This window comes from uncultured Paraglaciecola sp. (genome assembly GCF_937123705.1).
Taxonomy (GTDB): Bacteria; Pseudomonadota; Gammaproteobacteria; order Enterobacterales; family Alteromonadaceae; genus Paraglaciecola.
In genome coordinates, this window is the sequence record NZ_CAKZKO010000204.1 from 75,402 (window position 1) to 99,767 (window position 24,366).

General features: G+C 41.1%; 19 protein-coding genes. 11 read left to right on the forward strand and 8 right to left on the reverse strand.

Annotated elements, in window-relative coordinates; all coding sequences use genetic code 11:
* Positions 1-62 precede the first annotated feature (62 nt).
* Positions 63-341, reverse strand: coding sequence for a type II toxin-antitoxin system RelE/ParE family toxin (locus tag Q0688_RS25270; protein WP_299084032.1), 279 nt, complete (start codon positions 339-341; stop codon positions 63-65).
* Positions 338-622, reverse strand: coding sequence for a damage-inducible protein J (locus Q0688_RS25275; protein ID WP_299084034.1), 285 nt, complete (start codon positions 620-622; stop codon positions 338-340). Before Q0688_RS25275 ends, Q0688_RS25270 begins: the two co-directional genes overlap by 4 nt.
* A 299-nt stretch (positions 623-921) precedes the next feature.
* Here Q0688_RS25275 and Q0688_RS25280 point away from each other — a divergent pair, with 299 nt between their 5' ends.
* Positions 922-1,296, forward strand: a complete 375-nt coding sequence (locus Q0688_RS25280; protein WP_299084038.1) for a hypothetical protein — start codon at positions 922-924, stop codon at positions 1,294-1,296.
* 122 nt (positions 1,297-1,418) lie between these two features.
* Here Q0688_RS25280 and Q0688_RS25285 read toward each other — a convergent pair whose 3' ends face one another.
* Positions 1,419-4,253 carry a pitrilysin family protein gene (locus Q0688_RS25285; protein WP_299084041.1) on the reverse strand — a complete coding sequence of 945 codons (2,835 nt, stop codon included), beginning with the start codon at positions 4,251-4,253 and terminating at the stop codon, positions 1,419-1,421.
* Between the two features lie 344 nt (positions 4,254-4,597).
* Between Q0688_RS25285 and Q0688_RS25290 the strand changes: the two genes are divergently transcribed.
* The 6 genes from Q0688_RS25290 to Q0688_RS25315 all read left to right on the forward strand — a co-directional run bounded on the left by Q0688_RS25290 (position 4,598) and on the right by Q0688_RS25315 (position 12,457).
* On the forward strand, positions 4,598-4,948 hold the full coding sequence (locus Q0688_RS25290) for a DUF4870 domain-containing protein (RefSeq protein ID WP_299084043.1): 351 nt from the start codon (positions 4,598-4,600) through the stop codon (positions 4,946-4,948).
* Between the two features lie 131 nt (positions 4,949-5,079).
* The gene (locus Q0688_RS25295) at positions 5,080-8,334 is read left to right on the forward strand and encodes a hypothetical protein (RefSeq protein ID WP_299084046.1); all 3,255 of its coding nucleotides are present in this window, start codon (positions 5,080-5,082) and stop codon (positions 8,332-8,334) included.
* Positions 8,331-8,804, forward strand: a complete 474-nt coding sequence (locus Q0688_RS25300; protein ID WP_299084049.1) for an N-acetyltransferase — start codon at positions 8,331-8,333, stop codon at positions 8,802-8,804. Before Q0688_RS25295 ends, Q0688_RS25300 begins: the two co-directional genes overlap by 4 nt.
* 175 nt (positions 8,805-8,979) lie before the next feature.
* On the forward strand, positions 8,980-10,863 hold the full coding sequence (locus Q0688_RS25305; protein ID WP_299084052.1) for a CocE/NonD family hydrolase: 1,884 nt from the start codon (positions 8,980-8,982) through the stop codon (positions 10,861-10,863).
* Positions 10,864-11,103: 240 nt separating this feature from the next.
* Positions 11,104-11,472, forward strand: coding sequence for a VOC family protein (locus tag Q0688_RS25310; protein WP_299084056.1), 369 nt, complete (start codon positions 11,104-11,106; stop codon positions 11,470-11,472).
* Between the two features lie 244 nt (positions 11,473-11,716).
* Positions 11,717-12,457: an alpha/beta fold hydrolase gene (locus tag Q0688_RS25315; RefSeq protein ID WP_299084059.1), complete on the forward strand. Its 741-nt coding sequence runs from the start codon at positions 11,717-11,719 to the stop codon at positions 12,455-12,457.
* A gap of 31 nt (positions 12,458-12,488) precedes the next feature.
* Here Q0688_RS25315 and Q0688_RS25320 read toward each other — a convergent pair whose 3' ends face one another.
* The 3 genes from Q0688_RS25320 to Q0688_RS25330 all read right to left on the reverse strand — a co-directional run bounded on the left by Q0688_RS25320 (position 12,489) and on the right by Q0688_RS25330 (position 17,406).
* Complete coding sequence (locus tag Q0688_RS25320; protein WP_299084062.1) at positions 12,489-12,680, reverse strand: DUF3185 family protein; 192 nt, start codon at positions 12,678-12,680, stop codon at positions 12,489-12,491.
* A 9-nt stretch (positions 12,681-12,689) separates the two neighbouring features.
* Complete coding sequence (locus Q0688_RS25325) at positions 12,690-14,663, reverse strand: tetratricopeptide repeat-containing sulfotransferase family protein (protein ID WP_299084064.1); 1,974 nt, start codon at positions 14,661-14,663, stop codon at positions 12,690-12,692.
* Positions 14,664-14,766: 103 nt separating this feature from the next.
* A complete protein-coding gene (locus Q0688_RS25330; protein WP_299084066.1) occupies positions 14,767-17,406 on the reverse strand; it encodes a TonB-dependent receptor in 2,640 nt (879 codons plus the stop codon).
* Between the two features lie 272 nt (positions 17,407-17,678).
* On the opposite strand from Q0688_RS25330, the gene Q0688_RS25335 reads away from it, so the two are divergent.
* From Q0688_RS25335 to Q0688_RS25350, 4 genes are all read left to right on the forward strand, one after another.
* Positions 17,679-19,646, forward strand: coding sequence for a choline BCCT transporter BetT (locus Q0688_RS25335; protein ID WP_299084069.1), 1,968 nt, complete (start codon positions 17,679-17,681; stop codon positions 19,644-19,646).
* 111 nt (positions 19,647-19,757) lie between these two features.
* Positions 19,758-20,963, forward strand: coding sequence for an alanine--glyoxylate aminotransferase family protein (locus Q0688_RS25340; RefSeq protein ID WP_299084073.1), 1,206 nt, complete (start codon positions 19,758-19,760; stop codon positions 20,961-20,963).
* 5 nt (positions 20,964-20,968) lie between these two features.
* Positions 20,969-21,982, forward strand: coding sequence for an alpha/beta hydrolase (locus Q0688_RS25345; protein ID WP_299084076.1), 1,014 nt, complete (start codon positions 20,969-20,971; stop codon positions 21,980-21,982).
* Positions 21,983-22,212: 230 nt separating this feature from the next.
* Positions 22,213-22,593, forward strand: a complete 381-nt coding sequence (locus Q0688_RS25350; protein ID WP_299084079.1) for a VOC family protein — start codon at positions 22,213-22,215, stop codon at positions 22,591-22,593.
* 49 nt (positions 22,594-22,642) lie between these two features.
* On the opposite strand, the gene Q0688_RS25355 is transcribed toward Q0688_RS25350, so the two are convergent.
* Entirely contained in the window at positions 22,643-23,515 is an 873-nt protein-coding gene (locus Q0688_RS25355) for a bile acid:sodium symporter family protein (RefSeq protein WP_299084082.1), read from the reverse strand.
* 76 nt (positions 23,516-23,591) lie between these two features.
* Positions 23,592-24,341, reverse strand: a complete 750-nt coding sequence (locus Q0688_RS25360) for an SDR family oxidoreductase (RefSeq protein ID WP_299084084.1) — start codon at positions 24,339-24,341, stop codon at positions 23,592-23,594.
* Positions 24,342-24,366 lie beyond the last annotated feature (25 nt).

The window sequence follows — 24,366 nt, forward strand, 5'->3', positions numbered from 1 at the left end:
TGTTAGTAAGGCAATAAGCGGAAAGTTTAAAAGCGATTTTTTATATAGCCTTGTTGGTTGCCTTATCCCGGAGGAAAATTCTGCTTTTGGTGTAAAACACGCATTATTTTAATAGTTGCACCATCAACCCAATAAGAAACAACCATTGATATTTCTGGAATGATTAAGACTCTTCCAAGAAAAATGCTTTTTTCAACACCCATCAAAGGATGTTGAAGAAGGCTCTCAACTTTAGCTTCAATGATTTGGTCGGTTTTTTCTGCAGCACTTGGATTAAAGTCAAAGAGGAATTCAAATATCTTCTCACGATCATTCAGTGATTCTTCTTCCCAAAAAATCATGCCTTATCTCTATTTCGTACTCTTTGTTTTCTTGCTTCCATCAAGGTTTTTGCATCATCATGGGCTATAAAGTTAGCTTGATCGTTATCAAATTTATCAAATGCTGCGTTTATTTGTTCTGATAACCATGCATTATGATTCATAGATTTTCGTTGTTCCTCAGCTAAGCCCTCGGTAAGTTCTCGGCATGCATCGCTTAAAGTTCGCCCTTGGCTTTCGGCCATTAATTGAGCTAAGCGTTTAGTTTCTTCGTCAACTCTAAATTGTATTCGTGTGTCCACAATGACTCACCTTAAATTCATGGTGTGTGCACAAATGTTAGCACTGACATTATTTCAAGGCAACTATCACGTTACTTACACTAACAAAAACAATGGTTTTTTGCTCCTTCGGCGTTTATTTTAAGCAACTATTATTTGCCCCTTTGCGGGGCGTTGCTGTGTAAACCAAGGAAGACAATCACAAAGATAGTCTCAATTATCATCGCAGTTACCCTTGTATTTCTTCGCAATTATTTGAATTGATTGTATTGTTCATTTTCGATTTTGATTTATTCCTAACTAATGCCTAAGGAGATAGGATGCAAGCAGTTAGACTTTTTACTAATGTTGATGGTGAAGCTGCATTTGAAGACTTCGAGTTAGCTTTGAATGTCAGTGGAGCCGAAAGCCTAATCAGTTTTGATGCAAGTGATGCCATAGAGTTCGCTGAAACTGCTGTTGGTCATGATTTTGGTTGGCACAATGCACCGCAGAAACAATGGGTGGTCACTCTTCAAGGGGCTATTGAGGTAGAGCTTGAAAATGGCGAGCGAAGAGTATTTAGTGCTAGTAGCCTGTTGTTGGCTGAAAATACTGAAGGGCAGGGGCATACTACAAAGGTGGTTGGCACTGTACCTTGGCAATGTATTTATATTCCAGTTGCAAAGGACAGCAAGCTGTTCATGAGTAATTGACCAACTTCAGTCATCTAAATTTTATTTCATTTTTGTAAAAGAAATTTCAATAATTCTCACCTGTTACTCCTCAAAAACAGGTGAACAACGTTCAATGTGGTTCACCTGTTTTTGCTCTAGAGCTACTCGATTTTAGCTGGATTCAAAAGTATCGGTTCGCCATATCCCAACGATTTCATACGGGGTAACTGGGTTTTCGCATCACCAACAAATAGCCACACCATAGGTTGTTTGTTTAGGTATTTGTTAGCTAGAGCTTTTATTTGATCTTGGGTGATGTTTTTAACCAATTCTTCTCGCTGCTTAATGTAGTCATTTGGCCAATTGTATTTGCTGATATTGTTGAGCAGCCTAAGCTTGGCATTGGCTGTTTCAAATGCCCTAGCATTACTTTTTACCAATGAACTTTTGCTCACGGCTAAATCCTGCGCTGAGTAATTTGTTGCGTAGTTTTCAATGATTTCTTTGATCAACTGAGCTGACTCTAAAGTCACATTTGAGCGAACTTGACTAAAAATTCTAAAGGTACCTGCTGCTTGTGTGCCTGAGAACCTTGAATTTATGCCATAGGTGTACCCTTTTCCTTCTCGTAAGTTTTGAGTCAATTGAGAGGCAAATCCGCCTCCTCCTAAAATGTAATTCATGATAGTGGCCGGATAAAAATCAGGGTCGGTAGCACCGAGCGCTGAATAACCAATATTGACCACAGTCTGTTTAGCATCGGGCACATCGTAAAAATAGACTTTTGACTGATGGAATTTTTTGGCGGCTATTTCTTTAGGAATGCTGACATCTGTTGCATGCCAATTGGCCTTTAACTCAGCCAGTGCTGCCACAGCGGCTTTTTTGTTGATCGCTCCCACCACATGTACGCGGGTTAAATCCGCAGACAGATTTTTATGATAAAAGTCTTTAACTTCTTTTAGGGTGATAGCGTTTATCGAATCTACGCTGCCAAGCACGTTTTTAGCACGGATATTATTTTTTCCATAAATCAATTCATTAAAGCTATTGTCAGCAATGCTCCTAGGGCTGGCTTGTTGCTGTTGTAGATATGAAATTGTTTTTTGTTTGATTAAAGTAAATTCGTTTTTGTCCCAGCGAGGTTCAAGCAATATCTCTTTGGTCAAATCCATGGCTTGTTGAAAGTGTTTGGCTAAGGTGTTCACGCTTACAACTATCGCTTCTTTGTTGGCTTCTACTTCAATTGAAGCACCAATTTGTTTGATGGCATTTTCAAGTTGCGCTGGTGTTTTAGTTTTTGTGCCACTGGTTAGCATGTTCGCCAGAATGTTTGCTATACCGGTCTTTGACAATGCTTCTAATAGCTGTCCGCCGTCTATTACAAATTCAACATTGACTAAAGGTACTTCGTCCGTTTCAATTCCGAAAATTTGCATCGCACCAAGTTGAGATTGCCATATATCTGGAACCACGGCGCTTGCAGTTTGGCCGTAAGGTGGCTCGTCAGAGCGATCGAATGTAGATGGAGTCTTGGCATAAGTTGTGGCTATATTGGGGTTTACTTGTTTTTCAGCTCCTTGCACAACTTGCTCTTCGATAACTATGGCTTTTGTTGAGCCTGCAACAGCTAGCTCCACTTTTCCTTTTGGAACAAAACTTGTAATCACCTGATGTTTGTTTTTAATGTATTGATTATAAACGCGTTTTACATCTTCTGTGGTGACACTCAAAATGGCGGCTATTTCTTTTTCAGCATAACCTGGGTCGCCAGTGTAAATATTGTAATAGGCCAATTGTGCGCCTTTACCTAACACACTGGATAATTGATTGTAGAATTTGGTTTCTTGCGTCGCTAAAATTCGACTTAGGTCTTGATTTGAGATGCCTTCTTTTTCAAATTGTTTAAAGGCGATATCAATTGCGTTATTTACTTCATCTAAATCTACATCAGCGAAGGCTCTGGCGATCAAATACACTTGCCCAGCTAACTCACTGGTATGGTGAAATAAATCGACACTTGGCGCTAATTTTTTATCTTCGACAATGACTTTGTAAAGTGGCGCAGATTTTCCATTGGACAAATATTCGAATAATACGTTAAGAGCATAAGAATCTGCATGGTATTGCTCTACAGTGGGGTAGGTTCGAGTAATTTGCGGAAGATTAGCAAAGTTATCTTGATGATAGCGTTTTATCGTCTTATTTAGCTTTGCGGAGCGTTTTTTAAGAGGGGTGATCTTGTCACCGGACTTAATTTCGGAAAAATATTTCTCAACCCAGATTTTTGCTTGTTTAGGATCGAAGTCTCCAGCTAGGGTTAAAGTAACATTATTTGGGACATACCATTTTTTAAAAAACTGTTTTACATCCTCTAAGGTTGCGGCTTGTAAATCGGTCAATGAACCAATCACTTGCCAATGATAGGGGTGATCTTCTGGGTATAAATTTTGGTCAATGACAAACCAATTGTGACCATAAGGCGCGTTATCGCTACTTTGACGTTTTTCATTTTTAACGACTTGTTTTTCTTTTTCCAATACAGGAACAGTCACGGTATTAATAAACCAACCTAGTTTATCAGCCTCTGCCCACAGCATTTTTTCTAAGGCATCTTTGGGCACAGTTTGCAGGTAATTAGTTCTATCCCTTGACGTGGAACCATTCGCCCCAGAGCCACCAATTTTGGCTGATAATTTATCAAGACCACCCTTTCCTAAGTTTTCTGATTCAAGAAATAACAGATGTTCAAACAGATGTGCAAAGCCGGTTCGCCCTGCGGTTTCTCGTGCTGAACCTACGTGTGCGGTAAGGTTTACCGCCACCACAGGATCAGAACGGTCAATGTGAAATACCACTTCTAAACCATTGTCTAATACAAACTTTTGATAATTGACCTGTAAGTTAGGTTTTTCAGCCTTGGATTGGGCAATTAAGTGACTCGAGAAACTAAAAGCGCAACTAAAGAAAAATAAATACGCGGTGACTTTTTTCATGTAAATAAACAAACTCATTTGGAAAGATAATGGCAATGATTTTTACACGGTTTGTGGGTAAATAAAACAATGGTAACCTTTATCGGGTCGTTTTATTTGGGCAAGTAACCTCATATGTGCCCATTGACCATAGGTTAGCCTTTTCCAAAGTATATAAACGCGTGGGCCTAAGGTTGTGTTGGTACAGCACGTTGTATTTTTAAATGTAACAATGCAAGTAGGTTGGGCTTCAAGGTAAAATTTTACTTGGCCTTGGGCACTTCCGCTGGCATATTGTATTAAATTCCTCCTACCTTGTTTAGGTAAGGGGTGATTGAATTATGGGCAATTTACGAGGAAGAGACATGAATAATGATGTAGAAGAAAAAACCGTAGTTAACAGCCAAGATTCTAAAAACATGGCATTGCTTTTGTGGATAGGCACGTTGTTTTTTGGCTTTATTCCTGGACTCATTATGTTTTTAATCAAAAACGATGATGCATATATTTATGATCAGTCCAAAGAAGCTTTAAACTGGTCTATTACTGTGCTTATTGGGTATGTGGTTGGCTTTGTGCTTAGTTTTATTGTTATCGGTGTGATTGTTTTTCCAATTGTAGGCATTTGCCATTTGATTTTTTGCATTATGGGAACAGTCGCCACCTCTAAAGGAAATCAATATCGTGTGCCATTTGCAATCCGTCTGATTAAATAACCTGACTCTCAAGGTCTACAGAATCCTTTGTTGACCTACTAACACCCGGATCGACACTCGGGTGTTGTTCCTGTTACTTCTTTAATAAACCGTTTATGCCCTTAGGTTACCGTATCGTCAAGGATTTAGTGATGTTAGCTCGTATATGTTTTTCCATTTCTCTTATTATTAGTCTGTTAGGTTTTCAAGCAGTCGCACAGCAAGCCGTTTATGAGCTTGATCCCGATAGGGACGTAAACTTAGCGCCTAGTAGTACACCTGCATATTTTGATGTGGCTGGACAATACCTTTTTTATGCAACGCTTGGAAATCAGGGAAGGGGATGCTGTTTCGAAAGAACATCAGATTATGCAAATCGAAAACGCTTATTGCGGTTTGATAGTGAAACCGGTGAAACCTTAAGCATTACGGATGTTGATGGTAATGAATATTGGAGCTTCAAACGTTTTTCAATCTTAAATAATCAGCTTATTAGATTACGAAAAGATGGCTTATTTGCTGCTGATTTAGCAGGGAAAAATGAACTAAAAATTAGCGACTTTGGTGTGTTGTATTATCCCCTTAAGGATTTGGTTAATAATGGAAAGTTTGTTTATTATGCTTACTCTGAATCGAATGATAGAAGGCTTTCACTGGTTAAAACAGATGGTACCTCTGCAGGTACTTCGCAAATTCAACTCTGTCCTACTGGTTGCCAAGAGATTTTGGGGCGTGTTAAGAGCATCGCGGGGACGTTATATTTTACAACGCTTGATTATGATGGAACGACCAAAATATGGATGACTGACGCCCAAGGGCATCCACAAGAAATAGCGTCAGACTATTATCTTTCCCGCGATTTGGAGCATGAGTTAGCCGTTTTAGAAGATGATATTTATTTCATTTCTAAAGTGAACGAAGGTAAGCGCACGCTCAAGAAAAAAACGCGAAGTGGGCAAGCAGAAACATTGGATCTTAAAACGAATGGTGGTGTAACCCTTCATCCTTATCTTGTACATGCTTTGCCGAATTCATTAGCAGTGGTCGATAGGTATTTGTATTTGGTTTCATTTCAAAATGGAAAAGCTAACGTACAAAACGTAGATGTTGAAGCCGATAATATGTTCTCACATGGAAATGTCACTTATTTCGCAGGGAAACAAAGAACAGCCAGAGGTGATAGTTTATGGCGGACAGATGGTACTGTGGCGGGTACATACAATGTAACGGGTAAAATAGGAGGCAAAGTTAAAATAGTTGCTGCCAAAGGGAACAAACTATTTATACATGAAACGGATACCAGTCGATCTCGCAATAGAATTTGGGTTAGCGATGGTACAGATGAAGGTACATCCGTTTTATTAGATGTTGAACTTTCTGAAGAAGCGACCGATCAAGGTGGTTTAGTTTTGTTTAATGAGGCTTTCTATTTTTCAGGAAAAACAGAACAAAATGGTAGTGAGTTATGGCGAAGTGACGGTACGCAACAAGGTACACATCAAGTAAATGACCTAGCCTATGCCATTTCTAAAGTGCAACAAGGCCCAATGTTTAATGTGGGTGATCAGTTTGTGGCCACCTTAAAACACAGTGAATACATACAAAACAACTGGGCATACTCAAGTGAATTTTGGGCTTACGACATCAATACCCTTGATAAAAGTCAAATTCAGATCCCTCATTTAGAAAGTAATGAAGTTTATGATGGCATAGGAACGGAACAAGGCTTTTTTTGGTGGCAAAGAGAATACCATGCAGATAATGGGGATCCCGGTCTGTTTTACTATGACTTTACGAATCAACAAACAACACAACTCACTGATGCGGACGATACTTATTTATCTTGGTGTTCTGCAGATTACGCCAGAACGCCAACTAAAATAGTATTAAACAATACTTTATTTTTTATTGCTTACGATGGCACAACTTGTCAATTATGGGCAAGTGATGGGCGTGACATCATTAAATTGACCGATTTTTCGAATGAGCAATTTTATAATCAGGTTGATATTCAGAAATTGTATAAAAGTGATAGTTACGTCTATTTTTCGTTTAATTCTACAAAAGATGAGTCTGAACTGCGCAGCAGCATCTGGCGAAGTGATGGCACTGTTGCAGGAACAAAAGAGCTAGTAAATATCAACAGCGCTGAATTGACCAATGCACCTACTATTGGCAGCTTAAGTGCTAATTCAGACGTAGTTTATTTTTCGAGTTATACCTATGATACTGAACTTGAGTATCAATTATGGCGCTTTAAAAATGAAGAATTGAAGGTTATAGCAAATGGCCATCAATCTCTTTGGATTAGTGGTAACTTCAAAGATGGGATCATTTTTAATACACAGCAGTCGGCATGGTATCTAGCCAATAACAGCGATACGCCTGAGCCTTTTTTTGACTATTTTCAAGTTGGATATTCTTATGGAGACACCAAGGGCTTATACACCTTCCCTGATGAGTCTGCGTTTGTTTTTGGAGCCAAAGATAGCGTAGGTAAGGTTCAGTTTTGGTTGTCTGATGGAACCTTAGGGGGGACTGAAGCCCTTTTTGAACTGCCAGGTTTAGATTTTCAAGTCTATGGACTAGCGAGTAACGACATTTACTACGGCACAATATTTCAACAACCTACTGCACCATCTGAAATTCATTTACGCCAATATTCTTTGACAAAAAAGACCAATCAACTTATCTATACTCAGCCGTCTAGCACGGGGTTTAGAAATTTCCCCGTCGTAATGAACAACAATAAAGTATTGATAAAAGGTGAGACACCAAAAACAGCTATTTTTACCAGAAATAGTTTAGGCGGGCCGCTTGTGACCGCGCGACTTGGTGAAGCTGACAGTGACAAAGATGGTGTGGTTGATGCGTTAGATGCCTTTCCGCTACATCGAGCTGAGCATGCTGATTTTGACCAAGACGGCATAGGTGATAATGCCGATTTAGATGATGACAATGATGGTATCAATGATTTTGATGACTATTACCCATTAGATGGCTCCCAATGGCGTGATTCAGATAATGATGGTTTTGACGATGTGAGTGATGAAGATGACGACAATGATGGTGTCACTGATTGGTTAGACGCCTATCCTTATGATAGTTCCCGCAGCATAAATGCAGCACCTAATCCTCAAGTGCCTAATAAACCAACGCCTAACAATAATAACTCTGAAAGTGGTGGAGGAAGTCTAGAGATGGTGGCCATATTGTTACTAGTACTGACTGCGCTACAGCGGATATTTTTTATCAAGTTGAGTGAAATCTTAGGAGGTGGTCTAAGTCTAATTCTTTGGTTGTTTACTTATAGGCACTTTACGCTATCTTTTTCGATGCAAATAGTGAAAAGGGTAACTAACTCTGGTCAAGCATATAATAAAGGTGAGTTGAAAATTTCTAGATGATAATCAAACTTGATAATTCAGATAGGGCGGTTGCGCAGCAAATTTTTGCAGTTTTTCAACGATCTTATAAAATCGAAGCAGAGCTTATTGGTACTCTTGATTTTCCGCCACTAACGCGAAGTGCTCAAGATATACAGCACTCTAAAACTGCATTTTACGGTTTCACCGAGCAACAAAATCTAGGTGCTGTTATAGAAATTGTCATAGAAGATAAGCATCTAGAAATTCATAGTTTAACGGTTGACCCAAAGTATTTTAGAAGAGGGATAGCAGACAGACTCATCAATTATATTCTTGCAGAAATCGAGTTTACTGAAGCAATTGTCGAAACCGCAGAAGTTAACATTCCAGCGATTAATTTGTACAACAAACATGGTTTTACTGAATTTAAAAAGTGGACGCCTTCCCACGGTATTCCAAAGGTAGCTATGGTACTTGAGCCTGCGTCTAATACCATTCTCCATAAATAAGTGCTCAGTTATTTATGGAGAATGGTATAAAGCATTGATGTAGTTAACAGCATTTTTCTGTGGCAGCTTGGGCTGCCACTATTTCCTTCATGGTATTTTTATTTGCTAGGATATTGATCTAGCTCATAGTAATATTTGTGACTGTCGATAAAGTATTACAAAAAAGGATAACTTCATGAATAAAAAAACTTTTTCGGGCTTGTTTGCGCTGTGTTGCTACATTTTGCTGGCTACGTTTGCTCAGGCTGCGGATACTAAAAAAGCCGATAAGCGGGCTGAATACATTCGTTCTCATTACGCAAAATATGAATATCAAATACCTATGCGTGATGGAGTCAAACTGTTCACTTCTGTGTATGTACCTTACGATAAATCGAATGAATATCCGATTATGATGCAGCGCACCCCTTATCGCGTTGCTCCTTATGGTACCGACAAATATAAAACCAAATTAGGGCCAAGCGAGATTTTTGAGGAAGAGGGGTTTATTTTTGTTTTTCAAGATGTTCGTGGCAAATATATGTCCCAAGGCGAATACGTTAATATGCGCCCCCAAGATGCCTATAAAAAAGGCAAAAAGGCCACCGACGACGCCACCGACTCCTACGATACTATTGATTGGCTAGTCAAAAACATCCCTAACAATAATGGTAAAGTGGGCATGTGGGGTACCTCTTATCCCGGTTATTATACCTCGGTTGCGGCTATCAATAGCCACAAAGCCCTAAAAGCTATTTCACCTCAAGCGCCGATAGCGGATTGGTTTTTTGATGACTTTCACCGCAATGGCGCCTTTGTGACCCCTATGGCCTTTATATTTTTTGATTCATTCGACAAACAGCGTGAAGGTCAATTTGCTTACGGCGCTGAGCGTATGAAAGCCGTTACGCCAGATGGATATGATTTTTTCCGAAACTTAGGGCCATTAAGTAATGTGAATAAAGATTATTTTCACGGTGAACGTCCTTTTTGGAATGAATTAACAGAACACCCCAATTATGACGAATATTGGCAAGCTCGTAATGTATTGCCGCATCTTAATAATGTTAAACCCGCTACTTTAGTGGTAGGCGGTTGGTACGATACTGAAGACCTATATGGACCTCTTGAAACTTACCAAGCTATGTCTAAAGCCAATAAGAAAGATAATGTGCATCTTATTATGGGGCCTTGGTATCACGGACAGTGGAATAGAGGCGATGGCAGCAAAATGGGGGAAGCCCAATTTGGCTTTAACACCAGCGAGTGGTTTCAAGAAAATATTTTATTGCCGTTTTTTAAACATAACCTAAAAGGCACTAAAGCCAATGCCTTAGCAAAGGCAACTATGTTTGAAACTGGTGCTAATCGCTGGCGTGAATTTGATACCTGGCCACCTAAGCAAGGTAAAGACGTGGTGCTTTATATGGGCGCAAATGAAACCCTTAGTAGCCATAAAGAATCAAAGGGCGGGGCTAGCGAGTATATAAGCGATCCTAATAAACCTGTACCTCATTCGGCTAATATTAGCCGTGGTTGGGATCGTCCTTATATGGCAGAAGACCAACGTTTTACTGCCCGTCGCTCGGATGTTTTGGTGTTTAATAGCGAAGTGGCCACCGAAGATCAAACCATAGCCGGTGCCATCGACCTTAATTTGTGGGTATCGACCGATCAAAGTGCTGCCGACTTTGTGGTGAAGTTGGTGGATGTGTTTCCTGGTAAAGATGAAACTTCAAATAAAGTCGATAAAGAAACGGGTAACAGGCATGAATTAGTCCGTTGGAGCGTAATGCGTGGGCGTTTTAGAAATAGCATGAGCACCCCCGAGCCTTTTGAACCTAACAAACCAACCTTGGTTAAATTTGAGCTGTTAGACGTATTGCACACTATTAAACGGGGTCATAAGCTTCAAATTCAAATACAAAGCAGTATGTTTCCTTTTATTGATATGAATCCTCAAAAATATGTCGATAATATCTTTGAAGCCAAACCAGAAGACTTTGTTAAAGCTCAACATAAGTTGTATCACAGTGAACAGTATCCTAGCTCGATAGGATATAAAGTGATTGCTCACTAACTATGTTGATCCCATGGTCTACTCCCTAATTAGGCATCTAGGTGTGAGCCTAGTGCCATGATTGAATTGAAATAAACAATCAAAACGGGAGCAGGCCAAATGAAGATGACATCTATTATAAATTTTGCCAAAGTCAGATGTGATAACCCACAAAACACTGTTGTTATATACAGTTTCTTTGTGTCATGCTGTATCTGTTAAATTTAGGATTAATTCTTTCAATAAAAACGGAGAACAAACATGATTGGATATGTGACTTTAGGTACAAACGATATACAGGCCAGTGCCAAATTTTACGATGAACTTTTGGCAGAAATAGGTGCTAAACGTTTTATGGAAGCTGACACTTTTATTGCTTGGGCAACTGCGCCAGACCAGCCTAGTGTAGCCATCAGTAAACCCTTTGATGGCAATGTTGCATCAGTGGGCAATGGTGTGATGGTTGCGTTGTTGGCCGAAAATTCACAACAGGTTGACGCACTCCATGCTAAAGCACTTGAATTAGGTGCGACCAACGAAGGCGCTGCTGGACCAAGAGGTGAAGGATTTTATGCCGGTTATTTCCGTGATCTTGATGGCAATAAACTTAATTTTTTCTGCATGACCTAAATAACCCTTATGTGATGGTCTTCTCCCGTTTGATTGTATGTTTCAATTCAATCATGGCACATAGCTTACGCTTAGATGCCGAATTAGGGAGGAGACCATCACATCCGGTCAAATAAAAATTTCAAGGGGCATTGTGCCCCTTTTGTATTGTGTCTTAGCTTTTCTCCCTTTCATCCCATTGATGTTTTGATCTGCTTTTTGATGGGCTAGGTTATCCTGACATTAAATCCCAAAGGAAATATTCTTGAATACATTTATTAAGGTTGTATCGATAGGGCTACTCGCCTGTACTGTGGCGTCACAGGCAGCGCCACTAGAGCTGAAAACAGACGATGCTTTAACGCTTAAAGCTGATTACTTCCAAAGTAATAAAAACAGCAAGCGTGGCGTTTTGATGTTACACCAATGTAATTACAATCGAAGTATGTATGACAATATTGGCGAGCAACTTGCTAAGCAAGGTATCCATGCCTTGAGTTTGGATTTTCGCGGTTTTGGCGACAGTGTGACAGAAGAATATGATGCTGAAAAACTTCAGGCTTTACCACAACAGGAACGAAGAAAAGCATGGCAAGTTATGTCTGCTAGCTGGCCTCAAGACGTTCAGCTTGCTTATGATTATCTCAGAGCCAAAGTATCAAAGGACGGTATTATTGGTGTGATTGGAGCAAGTTGTGGGGGAACGCAAGCCATCACCTTAGCAGAAAGTCGTCCAATTAAGGCCATCAGCTTTTTCTCCTCTGGACAACGAGAAGAAAATATCATGCGTTATAAAAGTGTGCTTGCAAATGCGCCAACACTGATAATCGCCGCTGAAGGTGATGGCGGTACATTTACTAGTGCTCAATACCTATTTAAATATGCACTACATGAGAATAGTAAATTAGTATCTTATAAAGGAAAGGGCCATGGTTACCCGTTGTTGGCTCAAGATACGCATCTTGCAACAAGCATAGTGAACTGGTTCGATAGCCAGTTGCACTAATACCATATATGGTATAAGTCATTATTGGGTATTACTTTATCTTAGCAATTCCAAGTGCAATACAAATAACGCCGCCTACCATACCAGCCCATGCTTCTATGGGAGTATCACCACTAAATGCTCGGCTAACTTGTGAACTGGCCGAGTCATATACGTCATAACCCCAAAAGCCTAAGGCCACACCTATTACAATTAGAACTATGCCAATAATTTTGTTATTCATATTTTCCTCTTAGGATCCGTTAAAAGCTGTAATTAAAGGAGATAAGTGCGTTTCAAAATTCTTCCATTGTTCTCTAGCATTCGAGTTTATGGGTTGGCGCACTTGCTCAGAACTGGGAGTTTTAATAGTGCGTTTAGTCTTGTAAAAATGCAAGCAGGATGATTCAAAGGGCAGCTGACAGAAATCTAAAATACGCCTTACTTGCGTTTCAAGATCATCTATTACATCTTCGTGCTGTACCCGCATAACAAAACCGGGTAACACAATATCCCAGTGGGACATTAATGATTGGTAAGACTGGTAGTAATGCCTAAGATTGTCTAGATCATAGGAAAACTCTTGCCCTTCGGCAAATAACTGTTTGTAGCCACTGAAGCAACAGGCAATAGGATCACGTCTAGCGTCTATTATTTTGGCATTGGGTAAAATAGTTTTTATCAGGCCAATATGCATAAAGTTATTGGGCATTTTATCGATAAAAAAAGCCCCTTCTTGACGGTAGCAACGGGTGTCCTGAATAAACTGTTGACCAAAGCGGTCAAAATAGCTGGAATCGATTTCATTGATTACTTTTGGATAACCACTCTTACTACCACTTAGTCTTGCGGCTAAGCCAAGAATATTATGTAACTCCATGGTGCCATCGACTTGAGAGTGAGAGGCGAGAATTTGCTCTAATAAGGTAGACCCAGCTCTTGGTAGTCCTACTATAAATATAGGGTCGGGTGATGAGTCCCCCAAATTTTGATGTTCAGCGAAAAATGCTGTATTAAAAATGGCTTTTTGGGCGCTAATTTGTTCGTCTAGCTTGCTCTTTGAGTAGTGACAGTGTTGATTCTTAGAAGCATTGCCTTTTTGATAGTAGTTAAAAGCCTTGTCGAACTGATTACTGTCTTCAAAGGCTTTGGCTAATGCAAACTCAAGATGGACCTTGTCGTCCTGCTCTATATCGCCTTTCTCTAATTGCGCCTGCATTTGAGATAGCTCGTTTTCGGTAAATCGATAGGTTTTGGTATTCGCTAAACTCCAATAGGCGTCACCAAAGTCAGGGCGAATTTGATAGGCTTGCTGATAGGCGGTTATTGCCTGTGCAATGTTGCCATTGGCTTTGTATGCGTGGCCGAGCAATAACTGGATTCCCGGTCGGTCGTTACGCTCATTTATAACCTGATGATAAAGCTCGATGGCAGAGGACACTTCGCCAATACCTACCATAGCGCTGGCTTTTGCTGCTAGATATTGATGGTTGTTTGGGTGGTTAGTCAGTAGATGCTCTGCTTGTTGTTTGGCGGGCCTAAATTTCCCCAGTTTAGTTAACAACTGCACAAGCTCTGCTCTTGCTCCTTGATGTGTTGGATGTATTTCAACGCAACTTTCTAGCAAAAACTCTGCTTCATGATAGAGCTTGAGTGCGATGCCTATTTCAGCTAAAAGCAGCATGGCTTCACTATGGTGTTTGTGCTGTTGCAAAAACTGCCGACATACAGAGTCAGCGATGGCTAACTTTCCTTCATACATTAAATCTCTGGCGCCACGGATTTCAGCGGGCAATTGCGTAAGGTAGCTGACGCGTTCAGCGGCCAACTTCTGCCCTTCATTATGGTTTAACTCAGAGTACAGAATCACTAACTTGTGCCAACTGGATAATAATGCTGGATTAAGCCGGGTAGCTCTATTAAACGCACTAACAGCCTTAGGTTTTTCGCCAGAACTAAGCAATAAATACCCTTTTTCTTGATGGGCTCTTGCATGATTTGGATCGCTAGCGATAAGCGTTTTTATTGTATTGATTGCCTCATTGAAGATACCTTTGCTGCGCTGGGCAACGGCTAAGAGGTACAGTAATTCTATTTTATTTGCAGGGGTATGTTGAGTGTTAAGCGCTTGTTGAGACAGTAATATTGCCTTGTCAGTAGCGCCTGATTGTAGCGCTCGTTTGATATTGTCAATTTTTATGCTTTGACCACTGACCTTAGTTACCACCTTTACCTCCTGCCTGTATTATTTCTTGGGTCGAGATTACAACGCAATGTCTTAAGCGCAAAATAAAGGCAAGCTAAACGCCTGCCTTTTGATGCAACCACCTTTAATAGAAATCGTAAGACAGCCTCAATCCTATTGTACGGGGGCGGCTTGTCACAACCTTAGGTGTAAATTGCTGGGTATCTATATATAACACTGCGCTTTCGTCAGTTAGGTTATCTACATATAGTTCGACTTTCCAGTCGTCTTTGGTGATACCAACAGATACATTGGCAATAGCATAACTGTCCTGAATATAACGGCCTCCTGCAAATGTCTCGCCATTAGAGTCTGAATATGTCACACCTGCATAGGTCGCGGCTTCCTTTTGGATTGGTAAGTTAGAACCGGTTCCGTATATCAGTTGTGTCGCGTCTTCGGTGACGTAGGCGTCCATGGCCATTCCAGCTAAGCGTTCACCTGTGTAGCTAATAGAACCATTGACATAGCCCTCGTAACCAGCATCTAGCTCGAAATAATATCGTGCGCGAAGATTGCCTGAAAACTCAGCTGAGTAGGGGAGTTGAGCGCCAACTGCAGGCGCTATACCGGCAAGCTCTGCATTGATACGAGTTAACTCTGTATCCAAAAAACTAAAGGCAGCGTTGATCACTAAATTGTCGGAGGCTAACCAAGTAATATCGGCGTCTAGACCTCTTATTTCGGCGTCACCTACATTATCAGTAAAAACTAAAAAGCTGATGTTAGTAGGGTCAAAACGTGAGGTTTGTAAGTCGGTGATTTCCGAATAATAAGCCGTAGCATTGACCCTTAATATTCCATCTAAAAAGTCACCTTTGATGCCCAGTTCGAAATTATCTAAACTATCGGTTGTCGAATAAACCGGTATTCTGAATCCTTCAAAGGCACCATTTTGGTTTGTTGCTTGGCCTCCACCTACACGGTTAGTCACTGGTGGCCTAAAGCCTTCGGAATAAGTTGTAAAAAGCAGTATCTCGTCGCTCACTTTGTAATCTAGCGATGCTTTGAAAATGGTATCATCGACTGTTAATGTGCCGTTGCTATCTAATAAACTCACATCCAATTGTCCGCTTGCGATGGCTTGATCAATTAAGGCTGGATCTTCACCTACTGCGACTAATTCTGCAGCATCTAAAGTGCCAAAGGCGCGAATCCGTCGGCTAACATCAACGGTAGAAGTTGAGCCCTTATAGGTGTCATCAATTTGGTACCAGCGAACCCCTAAGGTCGCGGTGAGTTTATCGGTAATGTCATACTCTGCTTGCCCGAATACTGCGATTTGTTCGATGGTATGGGTTACATCGTTTACAAATCCAATCTCTGATTCGAAAGGCCCACCATTAGAATTAATGCCTTCAGTGCCTTTTAGGGTAGTGCTTAAATTAGGATACTTTTCTGTGTTGGGGATTTTAAACTTACCCACAGTGGCGAGTTCTTGATCATCGTAGAAAATACCGGCTGTGACACGCCAAGTGTTGTCGGCGTCGGTATTGAACCTAAGTTCATGAGTAAGACGTGAAGTATCGGTATTTTCCTTATAGTACTTAGTAGGATCTAGGCAACGTTCGTCTGCAGCCTCTATTGATGAGCCGTATTGGCACACATAATAGGCAGAGAATAATCCGCCATTGGTATAGCCAGTGTAATCAATGGTTGAGTTAATTTCACGATCTAGATAGCCGCCTGTGTATACCACTTCAAGTTTGTTCAAACGACCTTCTAAGGTCCAAGTGCTCAGGCCAAACTCATCGTCATTGTCTTCTGGAGTAAATCGATTAACAGAGCTCTCACCGTCGAGGTTGGGATCGTAAGCAAACACCCCTTCTGTTTCCAAGGACTGGGCGGTATGCTGCAACAGTAAAGACCAGTCTTGATTAAACAAATAGGACATGCCGAATCTCACGCCCGCATATATCGCATCGTTACTATTGTCTTCTATCAAGCTGTCATTTTTAGGGGAAACAATAGGGGTATTGAGTGGGTCGCTCAACACATTGCCCGAGATCCTGCTAATTACAACCGCGCTACCAATATAGCCACCTTCTCCTGGTTTGTTGAGAATATTGTCAATCCAGCCACCTTGTTTATCGTTGTAAGCCACTATCCGCAATGCCAGTTCATCGGTTGGGGTAAAGTTCATAAAGGCTTCTACGGCATTACTCATTTCGCCACCACTAGTACTGCCAATATTCACATCCAGTCCCGCTGAAAAACCGCTGTGGTCGGGTTTTTTACTGATCATGCGCACTGTACCCGATTGCGAACTGGCTCCAAATAAAGTGCCTTGAGGGCCAGGCAATACTTCGACGCGTTGCATATCTGCCGCGTAAACGTCTAAGTTTCTGCCCTGCATAGAAACCGGTTGCTCATCGAGATAAAAGGCAACGGAAGGTTGTAATGCTTGCACCGAAGATACCGCAATGGTGCTTTGAGAGGTCGCCGCACCACGGATGTAAATTTCATTTTGACCTGGGCCTGTACCCTGAAATACAACATTAGGCAGAAATTCTACGTAGTCGCTAAAACTTTCAACGCCGAGGTTTTCTAAGGCTTCGCCGTTTAAGGCTGAAACAGACACAGGCACATCTTGTATCGACTCAGATCTTTTAGTAGCGGTAACTTGAATCGTTTCTATCTGTGCTTTTGTGGCTTGTTGTTGTGCGATTGCAGGGGTAAGTGTAAGTGCTGCGAATACGGCACAGCTAATTTTTGTTCTGTCCATTTGATAAGTGCCCTTTTTAGCTCTTTGTATGCACTGCCAAGGGAAATACTGCGGAAAGACCCAATACATACAACAATTAATTTCAATACAAATTTTTGTTAATGTAGCATAAATGAGCATATCAGGTTTTGATGTTGATTTCTAAGGTGTTATTAGGTGCAACTGAGGTGAGGTATAAGTTTAATGATTAGTACTCTAACTATATGCGTAAGTTTAAAAGCATTAAGGGATAGGTTATATTGCGGTTTAAATAAATATTTAGGTTTAATTAAGTGGCTATAACACGCATAGATCAACATCTTAACCGCCCGGTTTTCTATTTATCTTCATTGTCGATTTTAGTCTTAGTGGTATTTGCATTGATCGCGCCACAAACAGCAGATGTATTTTTTGCTGATTTGCAAAAAGGCATTATTGATAACGGCAGTTGGTTTTATGTGGTGTCGGTGGCGGTCATTCTACTTACTGTACTATATGTTGGTTTCTCTAGTTTTGGAGAAATACGCCTTGGTCCTGACCACTGTAAACCTGATTTTTCTCTGCCTACTTGGTTATCTATGTTGTTTGCCGCGGGTATGGGTATAGGCTTGATGTTTTTTGGAGTGGCGGAACCTGTAATGCACTTTCTGTCACCTCCAACTGCGCCCCAAGGGACCACCGATGCCGTGCGAGAGGCCATGAAAATGACCTTTTTTCACTGGGGTTTACATGCCTGGGCTATCTACGCAGTAGTAGGGTTAATTTTGGCTTATTTTAGCTTTAGGTTAAATTTACCTCTGACTTTGCGTTCGGCTTTGTATCCCATGATAGGCGACCGTATTTACGGTTGGGCGGGACATACAGTGGATATCCTAGCAGTGGTTAGCACTATCTTTGGCATTGCGACATCTCTTGGGTTAGGTGCAGCGCAAATTAACTCGGGATTAAGTTATCTATTTGCGCTTGAAGAATCCATACCGGTACAGATTTATTTGATGGTAGGCATTATCGCTATCGCTATTGTGTCAGTGGCAACTGGGTTAGAAAAAGGGATACGCCGTCTATCCGAATTCAACATGTTGCTAGCCATTGCCTTGTTACTATTTATTTTAATTTTAGGGCCAACGGTATTCTTGCTAACCGCCTATGTGCAAAATACAGGGGCTTATCTGTCAGATATTGTGCGTAACACTTTTAATCTATTTGCCTACGATAAAACCGACTGGATAGGCGGTTGGACCATTTTTTACTGGGGCTGGTGGTTAGCTTGGGCACCTTTTGTCGGGCTATTTATTGCGCGCATTTCGCGGGGCAGAACCATACGTGAGTTTGTTGTGGGTGTGTTAGTACTGCCTACTGCTTTTACCTTGTTCTGGATGACAGTGTTTGGCAATTCGGCTATTGATCTCATTTATACCCAAGGAGTGGACAAATTAGGGGATATGGTCAGCAGTAATGCCCCTGTGGCACTGTTTGTGTTTTTAGAGCACTTCCCGTTTCAACAGCTATTGAGTTTTATCGCAACCTTGATGGTGGTGGTGTTCTTTGTCACATCATGCGATTCGGGGGCAATGGTGGTTGATATGCTCTGCTCTCACGGTAGAAACGACACCCCAATTTGGCAACGTATTTATTGGGCCGTGGGGGTGGGACTAGTAGCTGCTATTTTGTTAACTGTTGGTGGTCTTAATGCGCTGCAAACTATGACCATTGCAACGGCTTTACCCTTTGCCATTATTTTGTTGCTTTCGTTAGTCGGCTTAATAAAGGCATTGCGTATCGAAAACCATAAGAAAGCCAGTTTGTTAATGAATTTGCACCCTCATCCAATTGGTCAAGATGAAGGTTGGGAACAGCGTCTTGCCACTATCATTCAATTTCCAAACAAAACAGCAGTGACGCAATTTATTGATACCACAGTGCGATCTGCGATGGAGAGTGTCAGGAAAGAATTGGCTAAAAATCAAGTTGAATCAGAAATAGTGAATGACTCAGGTGTGTTGAGCTTGAGCGTTCAACATGGTAGCGAACATTCTTTCGTATTTGGAGTGAAATGCGCTAAACACCTACAGCCTAGTTATTCATCAGATAACGAAGAATCTAATGAAGTGACCGACGACCATAGCTATTACCGCGCAGAAGTGCATCTAGCAGAAGGGGGACAAGATTACGATATTATGGGTTGGTCGAAGCAAGGGGTGATCAATGATGTAATTGATCAATACCATAAACATCAACACTTTTTACATCTATTGCGTTGATATGCAATTTAGCTATGTATTAGCAAATAATAGGTCATAAAAAGCATCGGAAACATGGATGTTTTCAGTATACTCAAGACAAAATCAAAGCATTTTGAATAAGGCATAAAAGTGCGAATTAAATCACCCCAAGGCATTTTGTCTTTAGATAGTATCTTACCCGAAGAACCTTTATTGATGATGGGCGCAGGGCCTGTACCCATTCCAGCCAGAGTGGCCGCCGCAAACGGCATTGTTATCAATCATTTGGGCGATACTATGGCGCAGATCATTGAGCAAGTTAAGCTGATGTCACGCTATGTGTTTCAAACCGAAACCGGGCATATCCTAGGGGTAGCTGGCCCAGGTTCAGCCGCAATGGAAATGGCGGTGGCGAACCTTGTGGTGCCAGGTAGTAAAGTGCTCAGTGTATGCAATGGTTTTTTTAGTAATCGCCTTGCCGAAATGGCTGAGCGTGTTGAAGCTGATGTGGTGCGCTTGGTGGTAGGTGAAGGGCAAAGCGCCGACCCAAGCGTAGTGGCGCAATATATCGAACAGCATCAACCACAAGTTTTGACCATAGTACAAGGCGAAACCTCAAGTACTGTGTGTAACAATGAATTGGCAGCCATAGCGGCCGCTGCAAAAGCTCACAACTGTTTAGTGATAGTGGATGCCGTTTGTACTTTAAGTACCATGGAATTTGATATGGATAAATGGGGCATTGATGCAGTAATAACAGGTGGTCAAAAAGGTTTATCTTGTATACCAGGTGTGTCACTTATTGGGTTTTCCAGCAAGGCTTGGCAACATATTCAATCGCGAACTGATCAGCTTAGACATTGGTGCCTTGACGCCAAACTAGCGGATCAATTTTGGTATAAAAAAGCCTACCATTACACTGCGCCCGTATCTGGGATATTGGCAATCCATGAAGCGCTACGACTGGTATGCACCGAAACCCTAAAAGCGCGATTTGATCGACACTTACGTAGTTCCCAAGCACTGCAAGCAGGTATCGAAGCCATGGGGCTCTCACTATTTGTTAAACCAGAGGCGCGGTTAAATTCAGTGGTAGGTATTCAAGTGCCAACTGGCATTGAAAGCAAGCAACTACTTAACACTATGTCCAGTCGCTATAAGGTTGAGATTTCAGGATCTTTTGGCGCCAATATTGTGCGGATAGGGCAAATGGGCGAGCAATGCCGCGCTCATAACTTGTTTCGCACCCTGCATGCTTTTGGTGCGAGTTTTAATCTGCTTGGGCAACAACTTGATTTACCAGCGGGTATGGCGGCCCTTGAAAGCTCACTAGATCATTTTGGGGTTGTTGATTAATTTAAATGTTCAAGATTGAAAGGCATATATCAATACTACTTTTTTTTGGGGGCTTTTTAGGCTTGTTTGCTGGGTGTGAGCAAGCTAAATTCGATGATGAAGTTAGCAAAGATTATTCTTTAGACAATAGCCATTCAAAATACCACCAACTTGTAACTCGCCCGGCTAAAGAGTTAAGCAATGTTGAGCTTTATAATCGCTTGCTGACGTTATGGGATACGCCGTATCGAGAACTAGAATTGCCAACTTCTACTGGTTCAGCACATGTTATTGTATCTGGGCCTGTAGATGGTGATGCTTTGGTTTTACTGCATGGTATGAATGTTGATTCGACTATGTGGTACCCCAATATTAAAGCGTTATCTAAGCATTTTAGAGTCTATGCTATTGATGATATTTTGGGACCAGGTAAGTCAACACTAAACACTAGTGATGACTCAATAGAATTTTTAGTGTCTTGGTATTTCGAAGTATTTGACTTGTTGGAATTAGAAAAACCTTCGATTATTGGTGCTTCTCAAGGTGGGTGGATAGCGACAAATCTAGCCATAAGTCATCCCAATAAATTTAATCATTTGGTTTTACTTAGCCCTGCTCAAACATTTACTTGGCTAGATCCAAGTATCGATCTTTTATCGAGCCTAATTTTCACATTAAATCCAGAACGTGAAGGATTAGATGAGTATTTATCGACCTTATCTAATCATGTAGAAAGTATCGAAAGTATGTATATCGATCATTTTCTTAGAACCTCTAAATCGGGTTCAATATCTCCTTTACTGTTAGACATGAAGCCCTTCGATAATGAAAAACTATCTAATCTACCTATGCCAGTTTTATTATTGATAGGAGATAACGACTTATTTAATGGTCAAGATAGTATAAATCGTGCGAATCAGGCTCTTCCTTGTATTCAAACAAATATTATAAAAGATAGTGGGCACTTCATAAATGTTGATCAAGCCGAGATTGTCAATCGGCAGATTACCGAGTTTGTGGCTTTAAACAGGGCTTGTTGATTCTTGCTGCATGCTTTTGCAGTATAGATCGACAGGCCTTTGTGCTTCAAAAGCAAAGTGTAATACCATTCTCCATAAACAAGTGCTCACTTATTTATGGAGAATGGTATAAACACTAAACGCATCATGCTCTGTTCATGAAACTTACAACAAATTATAAATATCAAAAAGTTTGCCGCAGTAAAAAGCAGGTAAACTTCTAACAACTATTATTTTCAACGGAGAAAAACATGTTTAGTCACGTGATGTTAGGTGCGAGAGAAATTCAAGAGTCCAAGAAATTTTACGATGCTATTTTAGGAACTTTGGGTTATGAAGCAGGAAAGATTGATCCTAAAGGCCGTTGTTTTTATTTTACTAAAACGGGTGTATTTGGATTAAGCGTACCTATTGATGGTCAACCTGCTAGCCATGGCAATGGCAGTACGCTAGGTTTTGCGGTAGAAAGCGAAGAGCAAGGAAATGCATGGCACTCTGCAGGTTTAGCTAATGGTGGTGTGGCCTGTGAAGATCCTCCTGGAGTGCGTGATGGTGGCGAGATGAAGTTATATTTAGCCTACCTTCGTGATCCTGCTGGCAATAAAATCTGCGCCATGAAACGCGTAGGTTAGCTGCAGTAAGGACAACTGTATATGGCTGGAGTCTCCAGCCATATTACTATCATACCCTTAGTTTTCTTAGTGGTACGCGCTTGGCGCCAAAAATTAACAAACCTGCACCTAGATACATGGCAAGTCCATATACGCCTGCTGCAATGGCATAATCTGGCCTGTCTAGAAACGATACCGCTATTAAAATCGCCATTGAGCTATTTTGCACCCCCACTTCTATTCCCAAAGTCACGCAATCACGTTTTACAAACTTAAAGACAATGCCTAGTGCAACTCCTACAGCAATCGCGATTAAGTTCAGTGAAATAGATGGCAATAACACTTGAGATAACGATTCAATAATATTGGCGCGCTCTTGATAGGTGATAGCAATAATCATAAAAATCAAAAAAGCAGTGGCTAAACGCCTGAAGAAAGGTTCGCTGCGAATCGCTTGTTTAGGGTATTTGTGGCGCAGAACAATACCTAAAAGAACTGGCAGTAGGGTAATAAAAATCAGCCCTAACGTAGTGCTTAATAATGAAAAGGACTCGGCAGGGTTGCGATCAAATTGATTAACCGCAAACTGGATAATCAATGGTGTGGTAAACACACAAATCAAGGTGGTCACGGCTGTTAAACTAACAGATAAGGCTAGATTTGCTCTGGCTAAGTGGCTGATGATATTAGAGCTAGTGCCACCCGGGCATGCGGCTAAAATCATAATGCCGATAGCTAAATGTTGGCTTAAACCAAAGAGTATGGCTACCGCGAAGGCTAATATAGGCAGTAATATTAACTGCCCGAATAATCCCACAATCACAGGTTTAGGCTCTTTGCCTAGTTCTAAAAAGTCTTGCTTAGTGAGGCTTAATCCCATGCCAAACATGATAAGCCCCAATACTAAAGGCAAGATGATTTGGGTTAAAACGGATTCTGTCATTACCGCGATATTCCTAATTAAAGCTAAAGGTTTTAAAGCACAAAAGTGATCCGCTTTTGTGCTAAATATTTGCTCTCTAGCTCATTTTTGCCAGCAGGCTTAATGGCGCGATACGGGCAATATACCTAAACAAAGCCCAAGGCCATTTGGGTACAAAACTATTGGCCACTTCTTTTTCAATATCTTTCACTATGGCTTTGCAGCCTGTTTCTAAGTCCACAATAAAAGGCACGGCTTTGACTTTTGCATTGATTTCAGTGCGAATAAAGCCAGGATGAATAGTGGTGACTTTTATGGGCGTATCGCGCACATCGATACGAATACCTTCAGAAAGTGATGTTAAAGCGGCCTTAGTCGCGGCGTACACTGTCATGGCTCTACGGGCTCCACGTACTGCGCTAACAGAAGATATAGTCACTAAATGCCCAGTGTTTTGCTTTCGAAATAATTCCATGGCCGCTTCGCACTGAGCCAAAGCCGACACAAAGTTAGTTACCGCGGTTTCTTTGTTGGCTTTAAAATAACCGGTGCCTAAAGAAGCACCTTTGCCCATGCCAGCATTGACTATAATCCGATCTAAGCCGCCTAAATCATCTGCAAAGGCTTTAACAACCTCAAATACTTGCTCATGGTCGTTGACATCTAATGGGCGAATAACCACTTTAATGTCAGGGTTAATGGCCAATAACTCTTGTTTAAGGGACTCTAAGTTTTCTACTCTGCGAGCACATAAGGCTAAATTACGCCCCATCTTGGCAAACTCAACGGCCATGCCTTTACCTAAACCAGAACTGGCACCTGTAATTAAAATATTCTGTCTAATCATATTGTTACTTCTCTTTGTATTATTA